We start from the raw sequence: 16,351 nt of genomic DNA, 5'->3' as shown, positions 1-16,351 counted from the left end.
TTCAACGGTGATAACGCGCAACCCGTTATCAAGCAGAACCGTTTGATAACGAGAATCTAGAGCGATATCGGTTTGGGTAAACCAAAGTGCTGATTCATTAGGCGCTGAGATTGTCGTAAAAGGAAGACACGACAGAGAGAGTAATACAAGAGTTTGCTTAAATTTTTGGTTCCACATAGGTTACGCACTGGGTCTAAATGATGATTGAGATTAATCCTATAGGCAGCGTAAATGCCTGTCGAGAAATTAGTAACCTCACAAAATTAGATTTTATATTAGTAATATAAGAATTTCGTCGATGAGTGCGCATAGTAATCACTTACCCTTATGAACTTTGGCAATGTAGTGGTTAGGCAAAGTACAGAAGTAAAACGATAACGTTTGATCATGGAGAGTCGGTTGATGTATTGGACCATTGCGCAGCCTATTCTTCTCGCTCCGGTTATATGATTACGTCTCAAACATGTGGTGATTGGACGGGCGATCGAGTTCCTAATCCATACGACCCCACCTTCAGCCGAATAGACGCTCACTTGTGAGTTGACACCGCGGTACAAACCAACAGTCCAAGGCCATCAATCGAAAAGATTGCAGTCGTACTGCAATGACTCATCGTACTATGGAAACTCCCGTTCATGTACACGAGACCTCCTAGTGGGGGAATGAACTTTAAAGGTTTTGTTGTACTACAGGTAATCCGTTAAAAACTAATTTAGTGCAATCAATGACACAGAAGTGTCCAAATACTAGCTAAACAACCGTATTCAAGAACAAGAGTGAATGGAATCTTGCTAAAGGTGTGTCGATAGTGCCACCGACACACCTTATCGTTGTTGGCGTTAGGAACAGACTTTATAGGCTCGCACCGTTGCTTGAAATGACCCCCCGATACCAGTAGTAACTTTTCTTAGGTTTTCGCGCTAGAGTTCCGCTTCCATCATCGTGACGGTCAACGTAGATGTATCCGTAGCGCTTACTCATTTCTGCGGTTGAATTCGCCACAAGATCGATCGGTCCCCAACTGGTAAAGCCCATCAGATCGACACCGTCAAGCACCGCTTCCCTTGCCTGAACAAGGTGATCATTCAAATAAGCGATACGATAGTCATCGATAATTTCGCCATTTTCGTCAACTTCATCACGAGCACCTAGACCGTTTTCAACGATAAACAGTGGCTTTTGGTAACGATCATGAAGGAAATTGAGCAGAATCCGCAGGCCTTTTGGATCGATTAGCCAACCCCATTGACTCTTTTCGAGGTATGGATTTGGCACGCTATCAACGATGTTGCCCACCTCTTTTTGCTTAGGATCGGCGCTCGCACAGCCACTTGCGTAGTAACTAAATGAGATAAAATCGACACTTGCACTTGCGAGCTCCTCTAGATCACCCGGTTCCATTGCAATTTCTATCCCTTGCTCACGGAAGTAACGCAGCATATAGCCAGGGTACTTACCTCGGGTTTGCACATCGCCAAAGAACAACCACTTATTGTTCTCGTGCATCGCTGCAATCACATCATCAGGGTTACAGGTGTACGGATAGTTCATTGCCCCTAGCAGCATGTTGCCAATTTTGCCATCAGGTATGATTTGGTGACACAGTTTAACCGCTTTAGCATTCGCAACTAATTGATGATGAATAGCCTGATAGATCGCTTGCTCTGAGGCATCTTCTTCGAGCCCGACACCAGTAAACGGAGCATGCAACGACATATTGATTTCATTGAACGTTAGCCACAGCTTCACTTTATCTTTGTAACGTTCAAATACCGTGCTGGCGTAACGCTCAAAGAAAGTAATCAACTCACGGCTCGCCCAACCACCATAATTTTCCACCAAAGCATAAGGCATTTCATAGTGAGACAAGGTGACAAATGGCTGGATATCGTATTTCGCCAGCTCATCGAAAATCTTGTCGTAATAAGCTAATCCTTCCTCATTGGGCTCACGCTCGTCGCCATTAGGAAAGATGCGTGTCCACGCGATTGAAAAGCGTAAACAGTTAAAGCCCATATCATTAAATAGGGCGATATCTTCAGGGTAACGATTGTAGAAATCGATGGCCAAATCTTTAATCCCATCGGTTCGCTGTTCGCGGGTTTGATGGGGGCTTAAAATCCCATTTGGCAACATATCTGATGTAGATAATCCTTTGTTATATAAATCAAAAGACCCTTCTACTTGATTGGCAGCAATAGCGCCTCCCCACAGAAAGTGATTGGGAAATGTAGTCATATTCGATTCCTAAATCAGCATTAACATCTGCCAATCATTGTAGAGATGAAACAAGGAACAAATGAGGTCTGATTGATTAGCCGTTGTTTCCTATTTTTTGCCACAGCTTAGATTATAATTTTCACCATTTCGAGACCTTAACGACAACATTTAGCCAGTACAGATATTATGCTTACTGTAGGATATTCGACAGAGGACTCGATTATGAACTACCGGCATATTCTTGTTGCCCTAGAGCTTGAAGAAGAAACCAATGCTCTAATTGACAGGGCAGTATACCTAGCCAAACTGGCCGATGCACAAATCTCTTTTATCCACGTTGATGGCTCACATGGAGAAATCTATCCAGAGTTAGTTGATTTGAAAGAGAGCCCTGATCAGCAACCATTAGGCGAACACGCCATAGAGCAAATCATCGCTTTTGAAGATTATTGCCCACTCGCTGTAAGACAGATATTTGTCGGCACCGGAGAGTTAGCTGACAAACTCAAAGGCACGATAGAAGAGAACAACGTTGATTTGCTGATATGCGGTCATCACCATGATTTTTGGAGCAAGATTGTCTCTTACTCTAAACACTTGGTTGATAAATCACCGGTTGATATTCTCGTAGTGCCAATCTAAACAGATTGCACTCAGTCGGTAAGGCACAGGCGAGCATCGAATTGTCTCGCCATGTCTTGGCTTGTCCTCACTCCCCCTGTAAAGCATTCTCCTCGCCTCTGCCAATTATGGATATGTTCTTCCATAGTGATTGGAACAATTGGCTATTTTTCTCTGCGAGCTACTGCACTAAATTAGCCCCATCGACATGAGCAAAAGCGGATTTTCGATAATTGGGGCATGTTCCAGCCATACGTTAATTGTTGACGCACCGAACATCAAACCCGAATGAATTCGTAATTTTTAGATAGTTAGGAGCCAACATGACTCATCCAATCATCAAAGATTTAAACACTCGTTACACAGCGAAAAAATACGACGCAACAAAACGTATTTCTGCAGAAGATATGCAAGTAATCAAAGAAGCTATCCGCTTATCTGCATCTTCAATCAACTCTCAGCCTTGGAAATTTATCGTACTTGAAAGTGATGAAGCCAAACAGCGCTTCCACAATACGTTTGCTAACATGCACCAGTTCAACCAACCGCATGCAAAAGAAGCATCACACACTATTTTGTTTGCTCATAACCCGCACTTTACTAAAGAGCAATACGCAAAAGTTGTCGATGCAGAAGTAACTTCTGGACACTTGCCAGCAGAGCGTTACAACGACATGCTAAACGGCGCTTACGGTTTTGCTGAGCTAAATACAGATGAAACTGGCTTTAACGGTAACTGGACTAAAGCTCAAACCTATATCGCTTTGGGCAACACGCTGCACACTCTTGCGCGTATGGGCATTGCATCTACTCCAATGGAAGGGGTTGACCCAGAGCTAATCGTAGAAGTCTTCAAAGATGAGCTAGACGGCTACGTGTGTGATTTTGCTTTGGCTATGGGTTACCACAAAGAAGGTGAAGACTATAACCATGGTTTGCCAAAAGCGCGTCTTCCAATGGATGACGTAATCACTACACTTTAGGGTCTATTGACCTAGTAACTAACCAAGAGAGTGGCATCAACCATGACAAAGTTAACCATCATTGCCAATATCATTGCTAAAGACGGTCAAGTAGAGCTAGTAAAATCTGAGCTTATCAAGTTAATCGACAAGACTCGTGTTGAGCGGGGTTGTATTAACTATGACTTGCACCAAGACAATCAAAACCCAGCTCACTTTGTATTCCACGAGAACTGGGAGTCAGAAGCCGCGCTTGATGAACACTTGGCAAGCGAGCATATTGCGGCATACTCAGCAGCGGTAGAGGGCGCAATCGAGAGTTTTACCCTCAACAAGATGACGCACATTGCGTAATCGAGGATAATAGGCGGTGTTTTTTCAAACCGGAGCTCCGCCTTATGAATGTCACTCACCTCAAAGCACTATTACTTGCCATCGAGCTGGGGTCGATTTCCGCTGCGGCGCGTAAGTTAGGTAAAAAACAATCTCAGGTCAGCCAGTGGATCTCTGACCTTGAGATTGATTTAGGTGTCAGCTTTTTCGATCGAACAGGCAACAAAAGCACCCTAAGTGCTCAAGGTGAACAACTACTCCCTTCCCTAACTCATACCCTTGCGCAACTTGATAAACTCAACCATCGAGCAGCAGCACTTAGCCAAGGAGAGCCATCGTCCATTCGCATCGGACTTGAGCACTATATTCCTGAGTCCCCGTTAACCAAGGCAATCACTACTCTGTTTCAACTGCCTAACTTGTGCCTAGAGATTTACCGAGCAGAGTTTCAAGAACTCAGCGAAGATCTGCGCAATGGCGACACAGATATCGTCATCCGCCATGAATCAGGACAGCTGCATCAAACTGAAATGGAATACGCTAAATTAGGCTGCTATCAAGAAGGCTTGGTCTGCCACCCTTCTATGACTCTAAAACAATCGCAGCCTGTCTCTGTTGACGACTTAAGCTTGTTTAAAGAGTTGATTTGGGGAGAGCTTGGAGAAGAAGAGGGAGAAGGGTTTAGCCCCGATTATGCAGTGATCAATGATCTAACGCTACTCATTCGGTTGCTAGAAAACGGCCAAGGGTTTGCGTTCCTACCTCTGGATAATCTCAATCAACAGCTTGAATCGGGCTCCCTCGTCGCTCTTGACTCTGACTTTGAGCAAGGCGCTATCCCACGCCGTGTTGAACTCAACTGGCGTTCCGGCCTCACGTTATCAGAGACCGGAAACAAGGTGATTGAGGCGATTAAAAACCTGCACCAATTTAGATAATGCGAGTGCTTACTGCTGCTCTAAATCAAACACTATCTTACCTTTTAGGATCGTCATCCAAATATCAGTGGATTTAATTTTTTCTGGTGAAAGTTGGGTAATATCATGAGAAAGCACGGCAAAATCAGCCGACTTACCTAGCTCAATCGAGCCCGTTACATCATCAATACCTAGGCTAACAGCGGCATTAATCGTATAGGCCTCAATGGCGTCTTTAACGCTCGGCAAACCTATCTTGCCCATAATCACACTGTTAGCGATCCCCACCAGTGGATTGATGTCGTGAACGTTCCAATCACTGCTTAACGATACGTTAGCACCAGTATCAAAGATAGCTTTTAGGTTCATCAAGGCTCTTGTGCGTTTAGCACCTAAGAAGGCTTCTGCCCACTGGTGATCGTGGTAAGCGACGTAATCAGAGCCGACTTGGAAGTCCGCAGTCACATCTAATTTAGCAAAACGTGGCACATCTTTAGAATTGACTAACTCTACGTGAGTTAAGGTGTAATCTTTATCGCCACCTTGGCCGCGCATTGCTTCGATCGCGTTCAACGACTCGCGAATCGCTCCATCACCAATCGCATGGATATGAGCCCCATAACCAATTTTATCTAGGGCTTTTAACCACGTCTCCATCGCTTGTGGCGGAATATAGTTAATGCCATACGGTTCATCTGGAATATAGGTATCAAGATAAGGCGCGAGCGTCTTGGCGGTACCATTGACCAAAATACCATCGCTGTACATTTTAACTTGATCAACTAGCAGCAACCCTGACGTATCCGCAGAATATATCTCGCTTAAGAACGACAATTGAGGCTGCATACTGTCCGTAGGGTAAATCCAAGGTCTAAGCGAAACACGAGCGGTCAGATCACCGCGCTTCTCTGCTTCTTGCCATACTTCATACCAGCCGCGCTTCCAATATAGGCGACCATCACCGATCGTGGTAATACCGTGAGATCGCGCCTCTTCTAGCCCTGCCATTAGTCCTTCATAGCTTTGGTCAAACTGCTCTTCCAAGCTGTTCCAAGCCATTTCCATTACGATATCACCAGCGTTATCAAACAAAATACCACTGAGCTCACCTGTGACCTCATCCTTTAGGATCTTACCACCTTGTGGCTCTGACGAGCTTCTAGTGATACCTGCAAGCTCTAAAGCAACCGAGTTGACCCACATAGAGTGAGAGGTTTGCTCCATAATAATAACTGGCTGATCTGGGAAAACGGCATCGATCACTTCAAGTGGAGTTCTCTCGTTATCCTCTGCGAGAAGCGCTTCAATTGAAAAGCCATAGCCCATCACCCATTCCCCGTTGGTCGCGTCTTTGCGACACGCCTTAAGGTATGGGATTTGATCCTCTAATTCTGCATCCATGCTCACTTCACATTGTCCACCCGCTTCCGACGCAGCTTCAAAGACATGGTTATGGTTATCGACAAAACCAGGCATTACATAGGCGCCTTCTAAGTCAATCACTTCGGTATGACGATTGGTGAATTTATCTGATTCGGCACTTTGGCCAACATAAAGAATTTTTCCGTTGGCGATGGCTATCGAATCTGCCGTTTGGTGACCATAAATGTTGGCATTGGTTAACACCATATCCGCACTGTCTGCTGCAAAAGTATGAGTACTCATTGATAAGCTCGCGAGTAATGTCAGAGTGAAAGCTCGTTTCATTGGCTTGTTCCTTTTTATTCTTCCCTAACGCTTCTCAGTATAGGGTTAGTGAATACGCATAGCCTAACAAGTGATTAGATTCGGGGAAAAATAGTCACTATCAGAGAATGGGGATAGTCAGGTAATTGGAGGGGATGATGGTTACTATGACACCTGTAATGTCAAACCTATCAGCACTGAACAACTGAACAACTGAACAACTGAACAACTGAACAACTGAACAACTGAACAACTGAACATAATATGCCCGCTCTATAATCTTTTCCTAAGAATTATCACTTTCAAGTCGTCGGGGGTTCATTAACTCCGCCCAACAATTGACACAACTAACATTGCCACAAGTTGTTTGTATGACCCAGCCACCAAATTATGAAATCAGTGGCACATTCATAAGGGCGGTAAATGATTGCCTGCAATACTTCATTTTGTGACTGTTTACTAAGGATGTGTCTTTTAAAGAGTTAAAAAAGACGATAGCTCCACCTCAAGTAAACACTATCGGAAAACGTCGAGATTGCTTAGGAGGCGAGGCGAAATGAAACAGGCAAGTAAACGTGTACTCAATCGGATAGCTCTGGTGATGTTATTGGTTGGTGGAATGTACTCAGGGATCAGCATGGCTGCTATAGACCAAACAGATACGACCAACCAATGTACTGTTAAACCAAATTGGTTTGAAAATGGCCGGGTCGTTCGTCCAAACGATGCGACTTTCCCCAATGACCCTCAAAATCAGAACGACCCTTCTAACTGCAATTTTCATCAGTGGTCATGGCACATGTTTTTGTGGCTGATGGACGGCGACAATAACAAGCCACGCTTTCTAGATTTCGCCACACCACAATCACTAGTTGGTCTCAAGCAGCGTGGCATTTTGCCAAGAACAAGCAAAAAGCAACATGGCTCTTCTCTAGATGAATATCTCCAGGCAGGAACAGATGGAATCTTAGTCGACCAAAACAACCGAGCCGTTTATTACTCGCAATACGTAAATCAAACGTACGCAGATTTTGTTCAAGGGAGGCTTGGTGGGAAGGATCTCACTAATCCAGACAATGTACTGGCAATGGTTCCCACTACAGAGTTCCCTATACATGACGAAAAAGGCGCCTTGGAACTTAAAGCGTCTTGGAAAATAGTAGCGCCGGATGACAATGTCGAAGGCTTATTTACGGTGGAAAAGGAAATTGCCAAATTTGTTAATACACCAAGCGGAGTAAAAATAGACCCAACGCAAGTTGAACAGCAAACCCTAGCACTGGTTGGTTTTCATATTGGTGGAATTGTGGCAAATCACCCTGAAATGATTTGGGCCACATTTGAGTTCAACAAAAACGCGCCAAATGTACCAGATGGAATGAAGCTCGAAGACGTAGTTTCAGACCAAGACTATCTGTTTTACAAAAAAGGGACTCAACTCGGTAATTGCAATAAAAACGCAGGTGTAAATGGCCTGACTATGGAAGAACAAACGCAAAAATTCTCACCCGTTACGCAAGTATGTCGTCGTTATGCATTTGGTAATCAAACTGGTCAAAAGCAATCAAACACTGACAATATCAAATCACTGAACGCGAGCGTTTGGGCTAACTTACCGAAGCAACTGGGCTATTTGAGCAACTACTTTCAAGTGGGTGCTATTTGGATTAATAACACTGCTGGAACCAATGACCCATTAAAGTCACCTTTGAAGCCCGGTTTGACCTTCGCGACAGATGAAATATTAACGGGCTCCTTGCGGTTATCGAACAGTACCATCGAAACCTATACCCAGTCAGCAACGGCTATGAACAACTGCTTCCGTTGCCACAACACAGAGCAAGCATTTGCGCCTAAACCCGACTTAACACCTTTACCTGCAACAAACCTCAATATCAGTCATGCATTCCAAAATATCTTCTTCTGGTCACAAGAGAAAGATAAAACTGCGGCAATGGCATACCTTACACAAGGAGCGAAATAATGGGCTATTTCAGAGTTCACCCCAGCATCAACTTTGCGCGAGTTGGAAACAGTAAAGAATACTATTTAGCACCAGAGACTGCTGCGGGCGAAATCATCGATAAAGACACGGGATTATTTGGTGGATTGCCAATTAAAGCAGGTTCGGAATTCACCCCCATTGACGAAAGCGACTTTCGTGACAAAGATGGTAATGTGAAACGTCAGGCTGCTCGATTTCGTTTGTTTGCCTATGACAATGACCAAACGACTTACCCATCTAATGATACTGGGCGCGAAGTCAAAATTGGTGACACCATTGGCGGTAAGGTAATCAAAGACATTGTTTGGCAAGTTCACGTTGCGAACAAAAAAAACAACAACTTTAAGATTACTTCTGACAATGGTACGCCAGAAGGCGCAGAAGAAGGGATTGTTGCGTATCAAAATGGCAAAACACCACCAATCCGAAATGCTGAATTTGGTGCAGAATTGCAAGATATAAACCGTTTAAAAGCACTGGTTGTCGACCCAGGGCCTCGCGCAATCTCGGTCAAAAAGCACCCCGAAACCACTCTGCATTTTGACCAAGCAACACCTGCAAGTTTCGTTAATCTTAATAATCAGATTCAGCAAGAAAGCAGTACTTGGCGATATCCCAAAAGCTTTCCCGATCAAAACTTTAACGATGAAGCCTACAAAATGTTTAATCCACTTGGGGCGATTACATCATTAGGTGAAATGTGTATTGAACAAGATACCGGGAGGCTGATTGTTACTGGTGGCTATGGGAAGGCGAGCGGGATTATACGTAATGGAGAATATCCAGCTCTAAGCGACGCTATCGATAACGATTATTGGTTTGATGACACTTCAGACGGACCCGTAACGGCGACAGTGTATTTTGAAGACGACACCGTTGAGCAAGCAGTTCACGGCTGGGTGGTATGTACTGACCCAAGCTATGCACCGCAAACGCGAAACGTGGTCTCAACGTGGGACGACGTATATGACACATGGGTACAAAACTTAAGCCTTCAACCTGCAATGTTTGATAAGGGGTTCAACCAAAGCTATTTGGCCTCATTTAATGATGATGTCATACCGGTTTTCCATGCTGCGTTTCTGCAACAATGGAATGCCGCAATTCCAGAACACGGTATTCAAGGCCATAACCGTATGAAGGAGATCCAACCTTCAGATAAGCCTAGTGAGAAAATTCCCTCTTTCACTAGTTTGCTGCGTAAGCCATCCCCACCAGGCACCACAAACTCACCGGATAACGAAGATGGTACGCGTCTAAAAATGCCATTGGCTCTGGGTGATGCCATGAAGAGTTTCCTCGCGGTAACGGAAACGCAATATTTTCTCTTAATGCAGTGGTATGGCGATAAATATGAAGAGAAAGCTCGTCCAATGGGAAACGGTGAACAACTTGATAAAGTAGTACTTGAAAACTGCCTAGGTGGTCGTTATTCACCGGGTATTGACTTAACCTTTATTGTCCGTGACACCAACCTTTACATGACGAACTGGCAAGGCAAAGTTGGACCATTTCGCATTAACATGGAAGCTCTAGACTATGCGAATGCCAAAAGCATAAAGCCATTCTTAGGCGTGGGTTACATCCCTCTTAGAACCGCCGCCGTTGAACCGGGCGATTTGAGTAAATTTATGGCGCAGCCTTGGCACACGGATTACAACAGTTGTGCGACGCACGTACCAGATCCAAACCCATCAATGCCGAATCCTGATGGAAAAGAAAAACCACCAATCGAAGACAGTACTTTGTACTGGTCATGGCCAGCACAGCGCCCTGTATCAGTGTATCCGAAATTCTTGTTTACCTATAACCAAGCTTCAGGTCAAGGTAAAGGAGTATCACTTTTCAGTGTACGTGGGGATGAAGGCAACGGCACAAAAACATTCTATGCGCAGCAACAAGGTCGTTATCAATGTTACTTCGACTTTATTGAGAACTGGCACAAAATCGGTTTTGTAATCCAAGGCCTGCAAATTCGCGATGACGAATCCGGAACAAACTTCGGACCTAACTACTTCCTTGAAGTAGAAAGCCAGTTCACAAGTCGTGGTGATGGTGTTGAAGTGTGGCCGCAAGCCTCAGAGCCTGGCTATGAAGCCCCCTCAAATTGTGGACCCAAATAAATTGATCCGCAGCTTCTCAGTTAACTGGAAAAACAATACCTCCTGAGTTAATAGCGAGTTCACTCGAAAGAATGACCTCGCTTTTTATAATATGAAGAGCAAAACTTTTAGGGAATAGAATATGACGAAGCAACGCGTTAGCATTGGCATTGTAGGCGGTGGCCCCGCTGGGTGTGCCACCGCATTAGCGCTTAAAAAACAACTCACCTCATGTAGTCAAAAGGTTGAAATTTCGATCATATCAGCACCAAATAGTGTAAAACTAAAGATAGGTGAAACCGTACCACCTGCAGCAAGTGCGTACTTAAGAGAACTAGGAGTCGAGGCGCTTTTATCCGACAAGTATCATCTACCTTGCCCTGGAAGTTTGTCCAAATGGGGCGATGAATCTGTTGGATACAATGATTTCTTCGCCACACCAATAGGGCAAGGCTTTCACTTAGACCGTCAACATTTTGATAGAGCGTTACTTAAAGCATGTTTAGATAAAGGCCTAAATGTGATTGAAAACACCAAAGTGATGGCTGTCAAACCGAACGATCAACGCTTCCATCTACAATGTGAACCCATATCGGTAAGCAATGTATTTGACTTTATTGTGGATGCAACAGGTCAGCACCGAACAGTCACTCGGAGCCAATCGGTTTCTAATAATCTCTTCGACAGTCTGATTTCCATCTGTGCATTTTTTGATTTGAAAACGGCCTCTTCAACACCCGCTCATACAATAGTATCAAGTGATGACCATGGTTGGTGGTATGGGGCGAAACTGCCTAACAACCGTGCTCTTGTAAGTTTCAATACAGACGCATTTGAATTTAAAAACCGTAGCCTCAATTCACATGTACAGTGGTTTCAAGCTCTTCGCAAAAATAATTGGTTTTACACACAGTGCTGCGAACAATTTGAAGAACGTATTGAGTCTCCCTCGGAACTCCATGTTCGAGTTGCACCCTCTTCAATCCGCTCGAACGTGATTGGTCATAACTGGCTTGCAGTAGGGGATGCGGCATCTAGCTATGACTCTATTTCATCAGCAGGTATCACCAAGTCACTTAAACAGGCTATTTACGCTGCAAAGGCCATTTCAAACTGGATTGAAAACCCTAATGTAGCGTCATTAAACGACTATCAAGCACTGGTTTTTCACGATTTTAACGAGTTTATTAGCCTTCACCAATTCCATTATGAGGCTGGTTCCCAGCGATTCCCTAGGTCTAGTTTTTGGCAACGACGGGTGCTTAGTGACTAAACTCAGAGAAAAATAGTCACTATCAGAGAATTGGGATAGTCAGTTTGAACTGTTCCGTTAATCTTTTGCGATTTTTGTCGCAATTGATCTACGTAGCTGCCAAAGTAAGCAGATAAAAATAAACAAGTAGATGCTCAACCCTGTTACCTTAGATTGTAAAGATAAGCCTAAAGGGGTGGGAAACCAGCTAAGAGATAATAATAAATGGATTCAATTACTCAAGCAGCATTAGGTGCAACAGTAGCAGGCGCCATTGCGGGCAGAAAGTGCAATGCAAAAGTGCTGTTAGTCGGAGCCGCTCTAGGTACCTTACCTGATCTTGATGTCATACTCGATTATGGCGATGCGGTACAAAATACCATTAAGCACCGTGGTTTTAGTCACTCTCTGTTGGTTTTGTTGCCATTTTCTTGGATTATTTCTTGGCTGTATTGTCATTGGAAACCAGATAATTTCTGGAACTTATCCCGCACATTTTCACTCACCGCATGTGTGTTAGTCACCCATGCTCTGTTAGACGCAATGACGACTTATGGCACACAACTTATATGGCCGATACAAGGTTACTTTTCACTTAACAGTGTATTTATCATCGACCCTCTGTACACCGTTCCGCTTTTGGTCGCAATTGGTGTAAGTCTGTTCTCAAACTCTAGAGGTAGCCGATGGTGCTTATCTATGCTGCTCACCTCCACGCTTTATTTGGGGTGGGGCTATGCTTCCCAGCAGATCGTTGCTTCTCGAGTTGAAGACAACTTAGTGTCACAAAACCTCCCTAGGCAACAAGTACTGATTACACCGACCCCTTTCAATACGCTGTTATGGCGAGTCATTGTTATGGATGAAGAAGAGTACTGGGAAGGCTTAGCCTCAATATTAGACGGCCACTCTCGTATTGATTTTGTGTCACGCCCATTAGGGCAATGGCCCCTGCAAGATAATCCCGAGACATTAAAAGGTTTGCAAGCCTTTGCTCATAACTACGTAAATTATCGAGTCGAAAGCGACGCTTTAATTGTCACTGACCTACGCTTGGGAATGTCTGATAATCTGCCGTTTGAATTTATCTTCGCTCGTATGAATGAGAATGGCAATTGGCGACTACTCGATACAACTCAGCGCTACCCCAGTCAAAGAAGCTTGGCGCAGCTTGGTCAATTGTGGGAGCGACTAAAAGGGGACCAAACGATTAATGCAAACTTGCACACTACAACACAGCGCGAAGAGCAACCAACTCTGGGAGACAAGACGCCATTGGGCAGCGGCTAACGCAGTTACCTCAAGAGCCGCTTTAGCTCCGTTCCATAAGAAGGAAACTGTGAAATCGTATTGTGGCCGGCACCGGATATGACTATAACGTCTATCAGTTGATCGCTAAATTTGGAGACTAACTGCTCGGTTCTAGCCCGCGTGATCACTCGATCCTCTTCCGCAATGAAGATATAGGTTTTAGCCGTAATATCTTTTACTCTATCTGCGGATTGGTATTTGTCTTTGAGCAACCAAGAAACGGGGAACATCCAATAGATATCTTTTACGACGTTTTCGATACTATCAAATGGCGTCACCAATATAAGCTTATCTACCTGTCTATGAGCAGCGATATATGTAGCGATACCAGATCCCAGACTTCGGCCCATCAAGGATATGGAATCATGTTTGCTTTCCACTGACTGAAAAATCTGCATGGCATCGCTATATAGTGCTTTCTCCGTAGGCATACCTGAATCATTACCGTAGCCACGGTAGGGAACCAAGTAGATGGTATAGTTTGGGGCCACTGACGTGAACAATGGAATATTGGCCTCGATACTTTCTGCGTTGCCACCATAATAGATTAGCGCCTTATCTTGACCATCATTGAGTACCCAGCCATGTCGTTGGATTCCATCAACAACGAAGCTGGTATTCATCTCTCCGTAGACATTGCTGGCTGGCTGAGGAAAATACATAAGGCGACGTTGCAAGGAGTAGATAGTCAGCGCAATAAGTAAGTAGCTCACCACCACAGTAATTAGCAAGCTTTTCATTCTTGCCTCCCACAAGGCTTACTCTTATGTCGCCAATAGACAAACCCATAAACCACTATATTTATTCCCACTGCCGCCATACCCAGAAAAACCTGAATGTCAGTACTCAATCCAACCGGATAAATTATGGGAATGACATAGTGCTCGACAAACCCTCCCGGATAGCCTTCCGCACCTGCAGAAAACCTGAGTTTGTTTTCTAGTGGTGTTAAAGGACAAATCCAGCCTTTAAAACTTATCGCAACAGCCCATAGTGCTGCAGGAATATGGATATACAGCATATAGAGACGCCATAGCACTAACACACCTCCAAACAAAGCGAAGATGATAAACAATAGATGAAGTATGACGACAAGATCGGCCAGCATTCGATAAATCATATTCTTTCACCCTTTCCCTAGGTCAAAAATAGCTTACCGAAACAATTAGTGTTACCTACATTTGTAGTACGAGTTCAGCTATCAAACCAGAGTTTTTGTAACGATATAATTCCAGCGCTGTCCGTCTCTAAACCGTGCAGAGAATTGGAAACATCGTAACTCTCAGAATCACGCCACAATGGTACAAAAACACCATTCTGGATCAACCAATCCTCACAACGATGGAGCTCATTGAGAAAGTCTTGTTCGGTATCACTCGCGAGCATCAGTTGATCAACAATAGAGAGAAACGCTTGCTGCTGATCCGCCGATAAACAAGAAGTAAACGCAGAACTAGTAAGCAACCATTTACAGTAACCAAATACATTGTTATTAGGGAAAACATACCCCCCTACAGCAAAATCAATCCATGTCTGTTTTGACTGCTCAACGCTAACCAGAACAATCTCCACACCTTGCTGTCGAAGATACTCTATTAACTGGAGTCTCGGCTCTGTCTCCCCAGTAATACATACTCGGAGTGCTCGAGTAGGCTTGCTTTGCTTGGGGTGATAGAGAAACACACCTTTGTTTTGATGGTAACCTGTTATCGAGTTGGCAATAGGAAGAAACTCATTGGCTTGTTGTCGACAAAAATCTCTCGCTTGGTGAAAGATCCATGCCTTCTCATTCATTGAAAGCACTGCTCGGTGATGTTGAAATTCAATAACATCGCACCCTGTTTGCAACGAGATCTTATCTGCTCCCATCTCTTGGGAGGCCGGACACCTATGATGGACAATATGCCCTTGAACACTACGGTCAGCACCATCACTAGTCCAAAACTCTGCACGCTCAATAAACCCACCTGTTGCAAAATAATCAGTGTTTTTGACCAAAACCCAGTGATGCTCAGAACATGCTTCAAGCATATAGGGGCCTGTTCCATATGGGGTACCCAACTTTGCGCTGTCTAGATAGATTGGTGCATGGGCTTCGGAAAGTAAATGTAGGATAGACTCATGCCGTTGGGACATCTTGACCACCACCCAAAGGCCTTCGGCAACCACTTCCAATATGTGGCGATAAAGAATTTGATAGGTGTGTGGTTTGCTCACTCGGTCTTCGATACATTTCGCTACATGCTGCGCAGTCAGTTTTTCACCATTGTGAAAATAGACATCCGGTCTAATTCGTAGCCAAAGTTCATCCCCTCTAAACTCGTAGTAATGCGCTAGATGTGGTCGTATAGTCCCTGTCTCATTATCGTATCTAAGCAAAGTATCGAACATGGCCTCAATATAAAGTCGTGAGCTGGCTCTATACGCCCACAACGGATGCATAATAGGAAGAGAATAAGGAACTAGGGTTATGAGGGTGTTCAGGTTTTTTAAACTTTCCTGTGCCTGAGACAGCCAGCTTGGCAACCTATTACGAAACATCTCCTCATAACCAAAGTGATCCGCGTACCTTGCTGCCTCACTCAAATGTCCTTTGTGGCAATGCTGCTCAAGGACACTCATCATTGCTGACTCAAAGCTTTCTAGCAGGCTGATCTCTGATTTGTTGCCACGCCCTCTACCCGGCTTCCAAGAAAGCCAGCCAATATTCGCCAGTGTTTTCATTAATTTGGCAACATTACGCTCAGAGCAGCTAAGTTGCTCCGCTAGGGTCTGGACATCCGTAGCTGAGGCCTTATTTAGCGGGTAATGTCTGCTTAACTGCTGTAATCGCTGTAAGTGGATCTGAGTGATAAAAGGTGAACTTTGATTTTCTACCATATCATTATTACTTCCTGTTTATTCAACAATAATAACCAACAGAGACAGAGAAAGCAGGAGAG

Annotated in this window: 13 protein-coding genes; 8 read left to right on the top strand and 5 right to left on the bottom strand. The window is 44.3% G+C overall.

All coding sequences use genetic code 11. The features are described from left to right. Positions 1 to 852 precede the first annotated feature (852 nt). The gene (locus ZX61_RS17830) at positions 853 to 2,238 is read right to left on the bottom strand and encodes a glycoside hydrolase family 1 protein (RefSeq protein ID WP_049845938.1); all 1,386 of its coding nucleotides are present in this window, start codon (positions 2,236 to 2,238) and stop codon (positions 853 to 855) included. 204 nt (positions 2,239 to 2,442) lie between these two features. Between ZX61_RS17830 and ZX61_RS17825 the strand changes: the two genes are divergently transcribed. The 4 genes from ZX61_RS17825 to ZX61_RS17810 all read left to right on the top strand — a co-directional run bounded on the left by ZX61_RS17825 (position 2,443) and on the right by ZX61_RS17810 (position 5,074). Then, entirely contained in the window at positions 2,443 to 2,862 is a 420-nt protein-coding gene (locus ZX61_RS17825) for a universal stress protein (protein ID WP_049845937.1), read from the top strand. A gap of 302 nt (positions 2,863 to 3,164) precedes the next feature. Beyond that, positions 3,165 to 3,824 (top strand): nitroreductase family protein, encoded by a 660-nt coding sequence (locus ZX61_RS17820; protein ID WP_049845936.1) that lies wholly within the window; start codon positions 3,165 to 3,167, stop codon positions 3,822 to 3,824. A gap of 42 nt (positions 3,825 to 3,866) precedes the next feature. Beyond that, positions 3,867 to 4,157 (top strand): putative quinol monooxygenase, encoded by a 291-nt coding sequence (locus ZX61_RS17815; RefSeq protein WP_049845935.1) that lies wholly within the window; start codon positions 3,867 to 3,869, stop codon positions 4,155 to 4,157. A gap of 44 nt (positions 4,158 to 4,201) precedes the next feature. After that, on the top strand, positions 4,202 to 5,074 hold the full coding sequence (locus ZX61_RS17810) for a LysR family transcriptional regulator (protein ID WP_049845934.1): 873 nt from the start codon (positions 4,202 to 4,204) through the stop codon (positions 5,072 to 5,074). Positions 5,075 to 5,083: 9 nt separating this feature from the next. Here ZX61_RS17810 and ZX61_RS17805 read toward each other — a convergent pair whose 3' ends face one another. Further along, positions 5,084 to 6,760, bottom strand: coding sequence for an amidohydrolase (locus tag ZX61_RS17805; RefSeq protein ID WP_049845933.1), 1,677 nt, complete (start codon positions 6,758 to 6,760; stop codon positions 5,084 to 5,086). A 535-nt stretch (positions 6,761 to 7,295) separates the two neighbouring features. On the opposite strand from ZX61_RS17805, the gene ZX61_RS17800 reads away from it, so the two are divergent. The 4 genes from ZX61_RS17800 (at position 7,296) to ZX61_RS17785 (ending at position 13,388) form a co-directional block, all read left to right on the top strand. Next, positions 7,296 to 8,723 carry a hypothetical protein gene (locus ZX61_RS17800; RefSeq protein WP_049845932.1) on the top strand — a complete coding sequence of 476 codons (1,428 nt, stop codon included), beginning with the start codon at positions 7,296 to 7,298 and terminating at the stop codon, positions 8,721 to 8,723. After that, positions 8,723 to 10,867, top strand: coding sequence for a LodA/GoxA family CTQ-dependent oxidase (locus ZX61_RS17795; RefSeq protein ID WP_049845931.1), 2,145 nt, complete (start codon positions 8,723 to 8,725; stop codon positions 10,865 to 10,867). The genes ZX61_RS17800 and ZX61_RS17795 overlap by 1 nt, the downstream gene beginning before the upstream one ends. A gap of 121 nt (positions 10,868 to 10,988) precedes the next feature. Continuing rightward, on the top strand, positions 10,989 to 12,119 hold the full coding sequence (locus tag ZX61_RS17790) for an NAD(P)/FAD-dependent oxidoreductase (RefSeq protein ID WP_049845930.1): 1,131 nt from the start codon (positions 10,989 to 10,991) through the stop codon (positions 12,117 to 12,119). A gap of 204 nt (positions 12,120 to 12,323) precedes the next feature. After that, complete coding sequence (locus ZX61_RS17785) at positions 12,324 to 13,388, top strand: metal-dependent hydrolase (protein ID WP_049845929.1); 1,065 nt, start codon at positions 12,324 to 12,326, stop codon at positions 13,386 to 13,388. A 5-nt stretch (positions 13,389 to 13,393) separates the two neighbouring features. Here ZX61_RS17785 and ZX61_RS17780 read toward each other — a convergent pair whose 3' ends face one another. The 3 genes from ZX61_RS17780 to ZX61_RS17770 all read right to left on the bottom strand — a co-directional run bounded on the left by ZX61_RS17780 (position 13,394) and on the right by ZX61_RS17770 (position 16,289). After that, a complete protein-coding gene (locus ZX61_RS17780; protein WP_049845928.1) occupies positions 13,394 to 14,149 on the bottom strand; it encodes an alpha/beta hydrolase in 756 nt (251 codons plus the stop codon). Next, complete coding sequence (locus tag ZX61_RS17775) at positions 14,146 to 14,529, bottom strand: DUF2784 domain-containing protein (protein WP_049845927.1); 384 nt, start codon at positions 14,527 to 14,529, stop codon at positions 14,146 to 14,148. Before ZX61_RS17775 ends, ZX61_RS17780 begins: the two co-directional genes overlap by 4 nt. Before the next feature lie 74 nt (positions 14,530 to 14,603). Next, complete coding sequence (locus ZX61_RS17770; protein ID WP_049845926.1) at positions 14,604 to 16,289, bottom strand: SgrR family transcriptional regulator; 1,686 nt, start codon at positions 16,287 to 16,289, stop codon at positions 14,604 to 14,606. Positions 16,290 to 16,351 lie beyond the last annotated feature (62 nt).

This window comes from Vibrio sp. VPAP30, assembly GCF_001188205.1.
GTDB lineage: Bacteria > Pseudomonadota > Gammaproteobacteria > Enterobacterales > Vibrionaceae > Vibrio > Vibrio bivalvicida.
The sequence above is the reverse complement of the archived record's forward strand: the minus strand, read 5'-3'. Positions and strand labels throughout refer to the sequence as shown.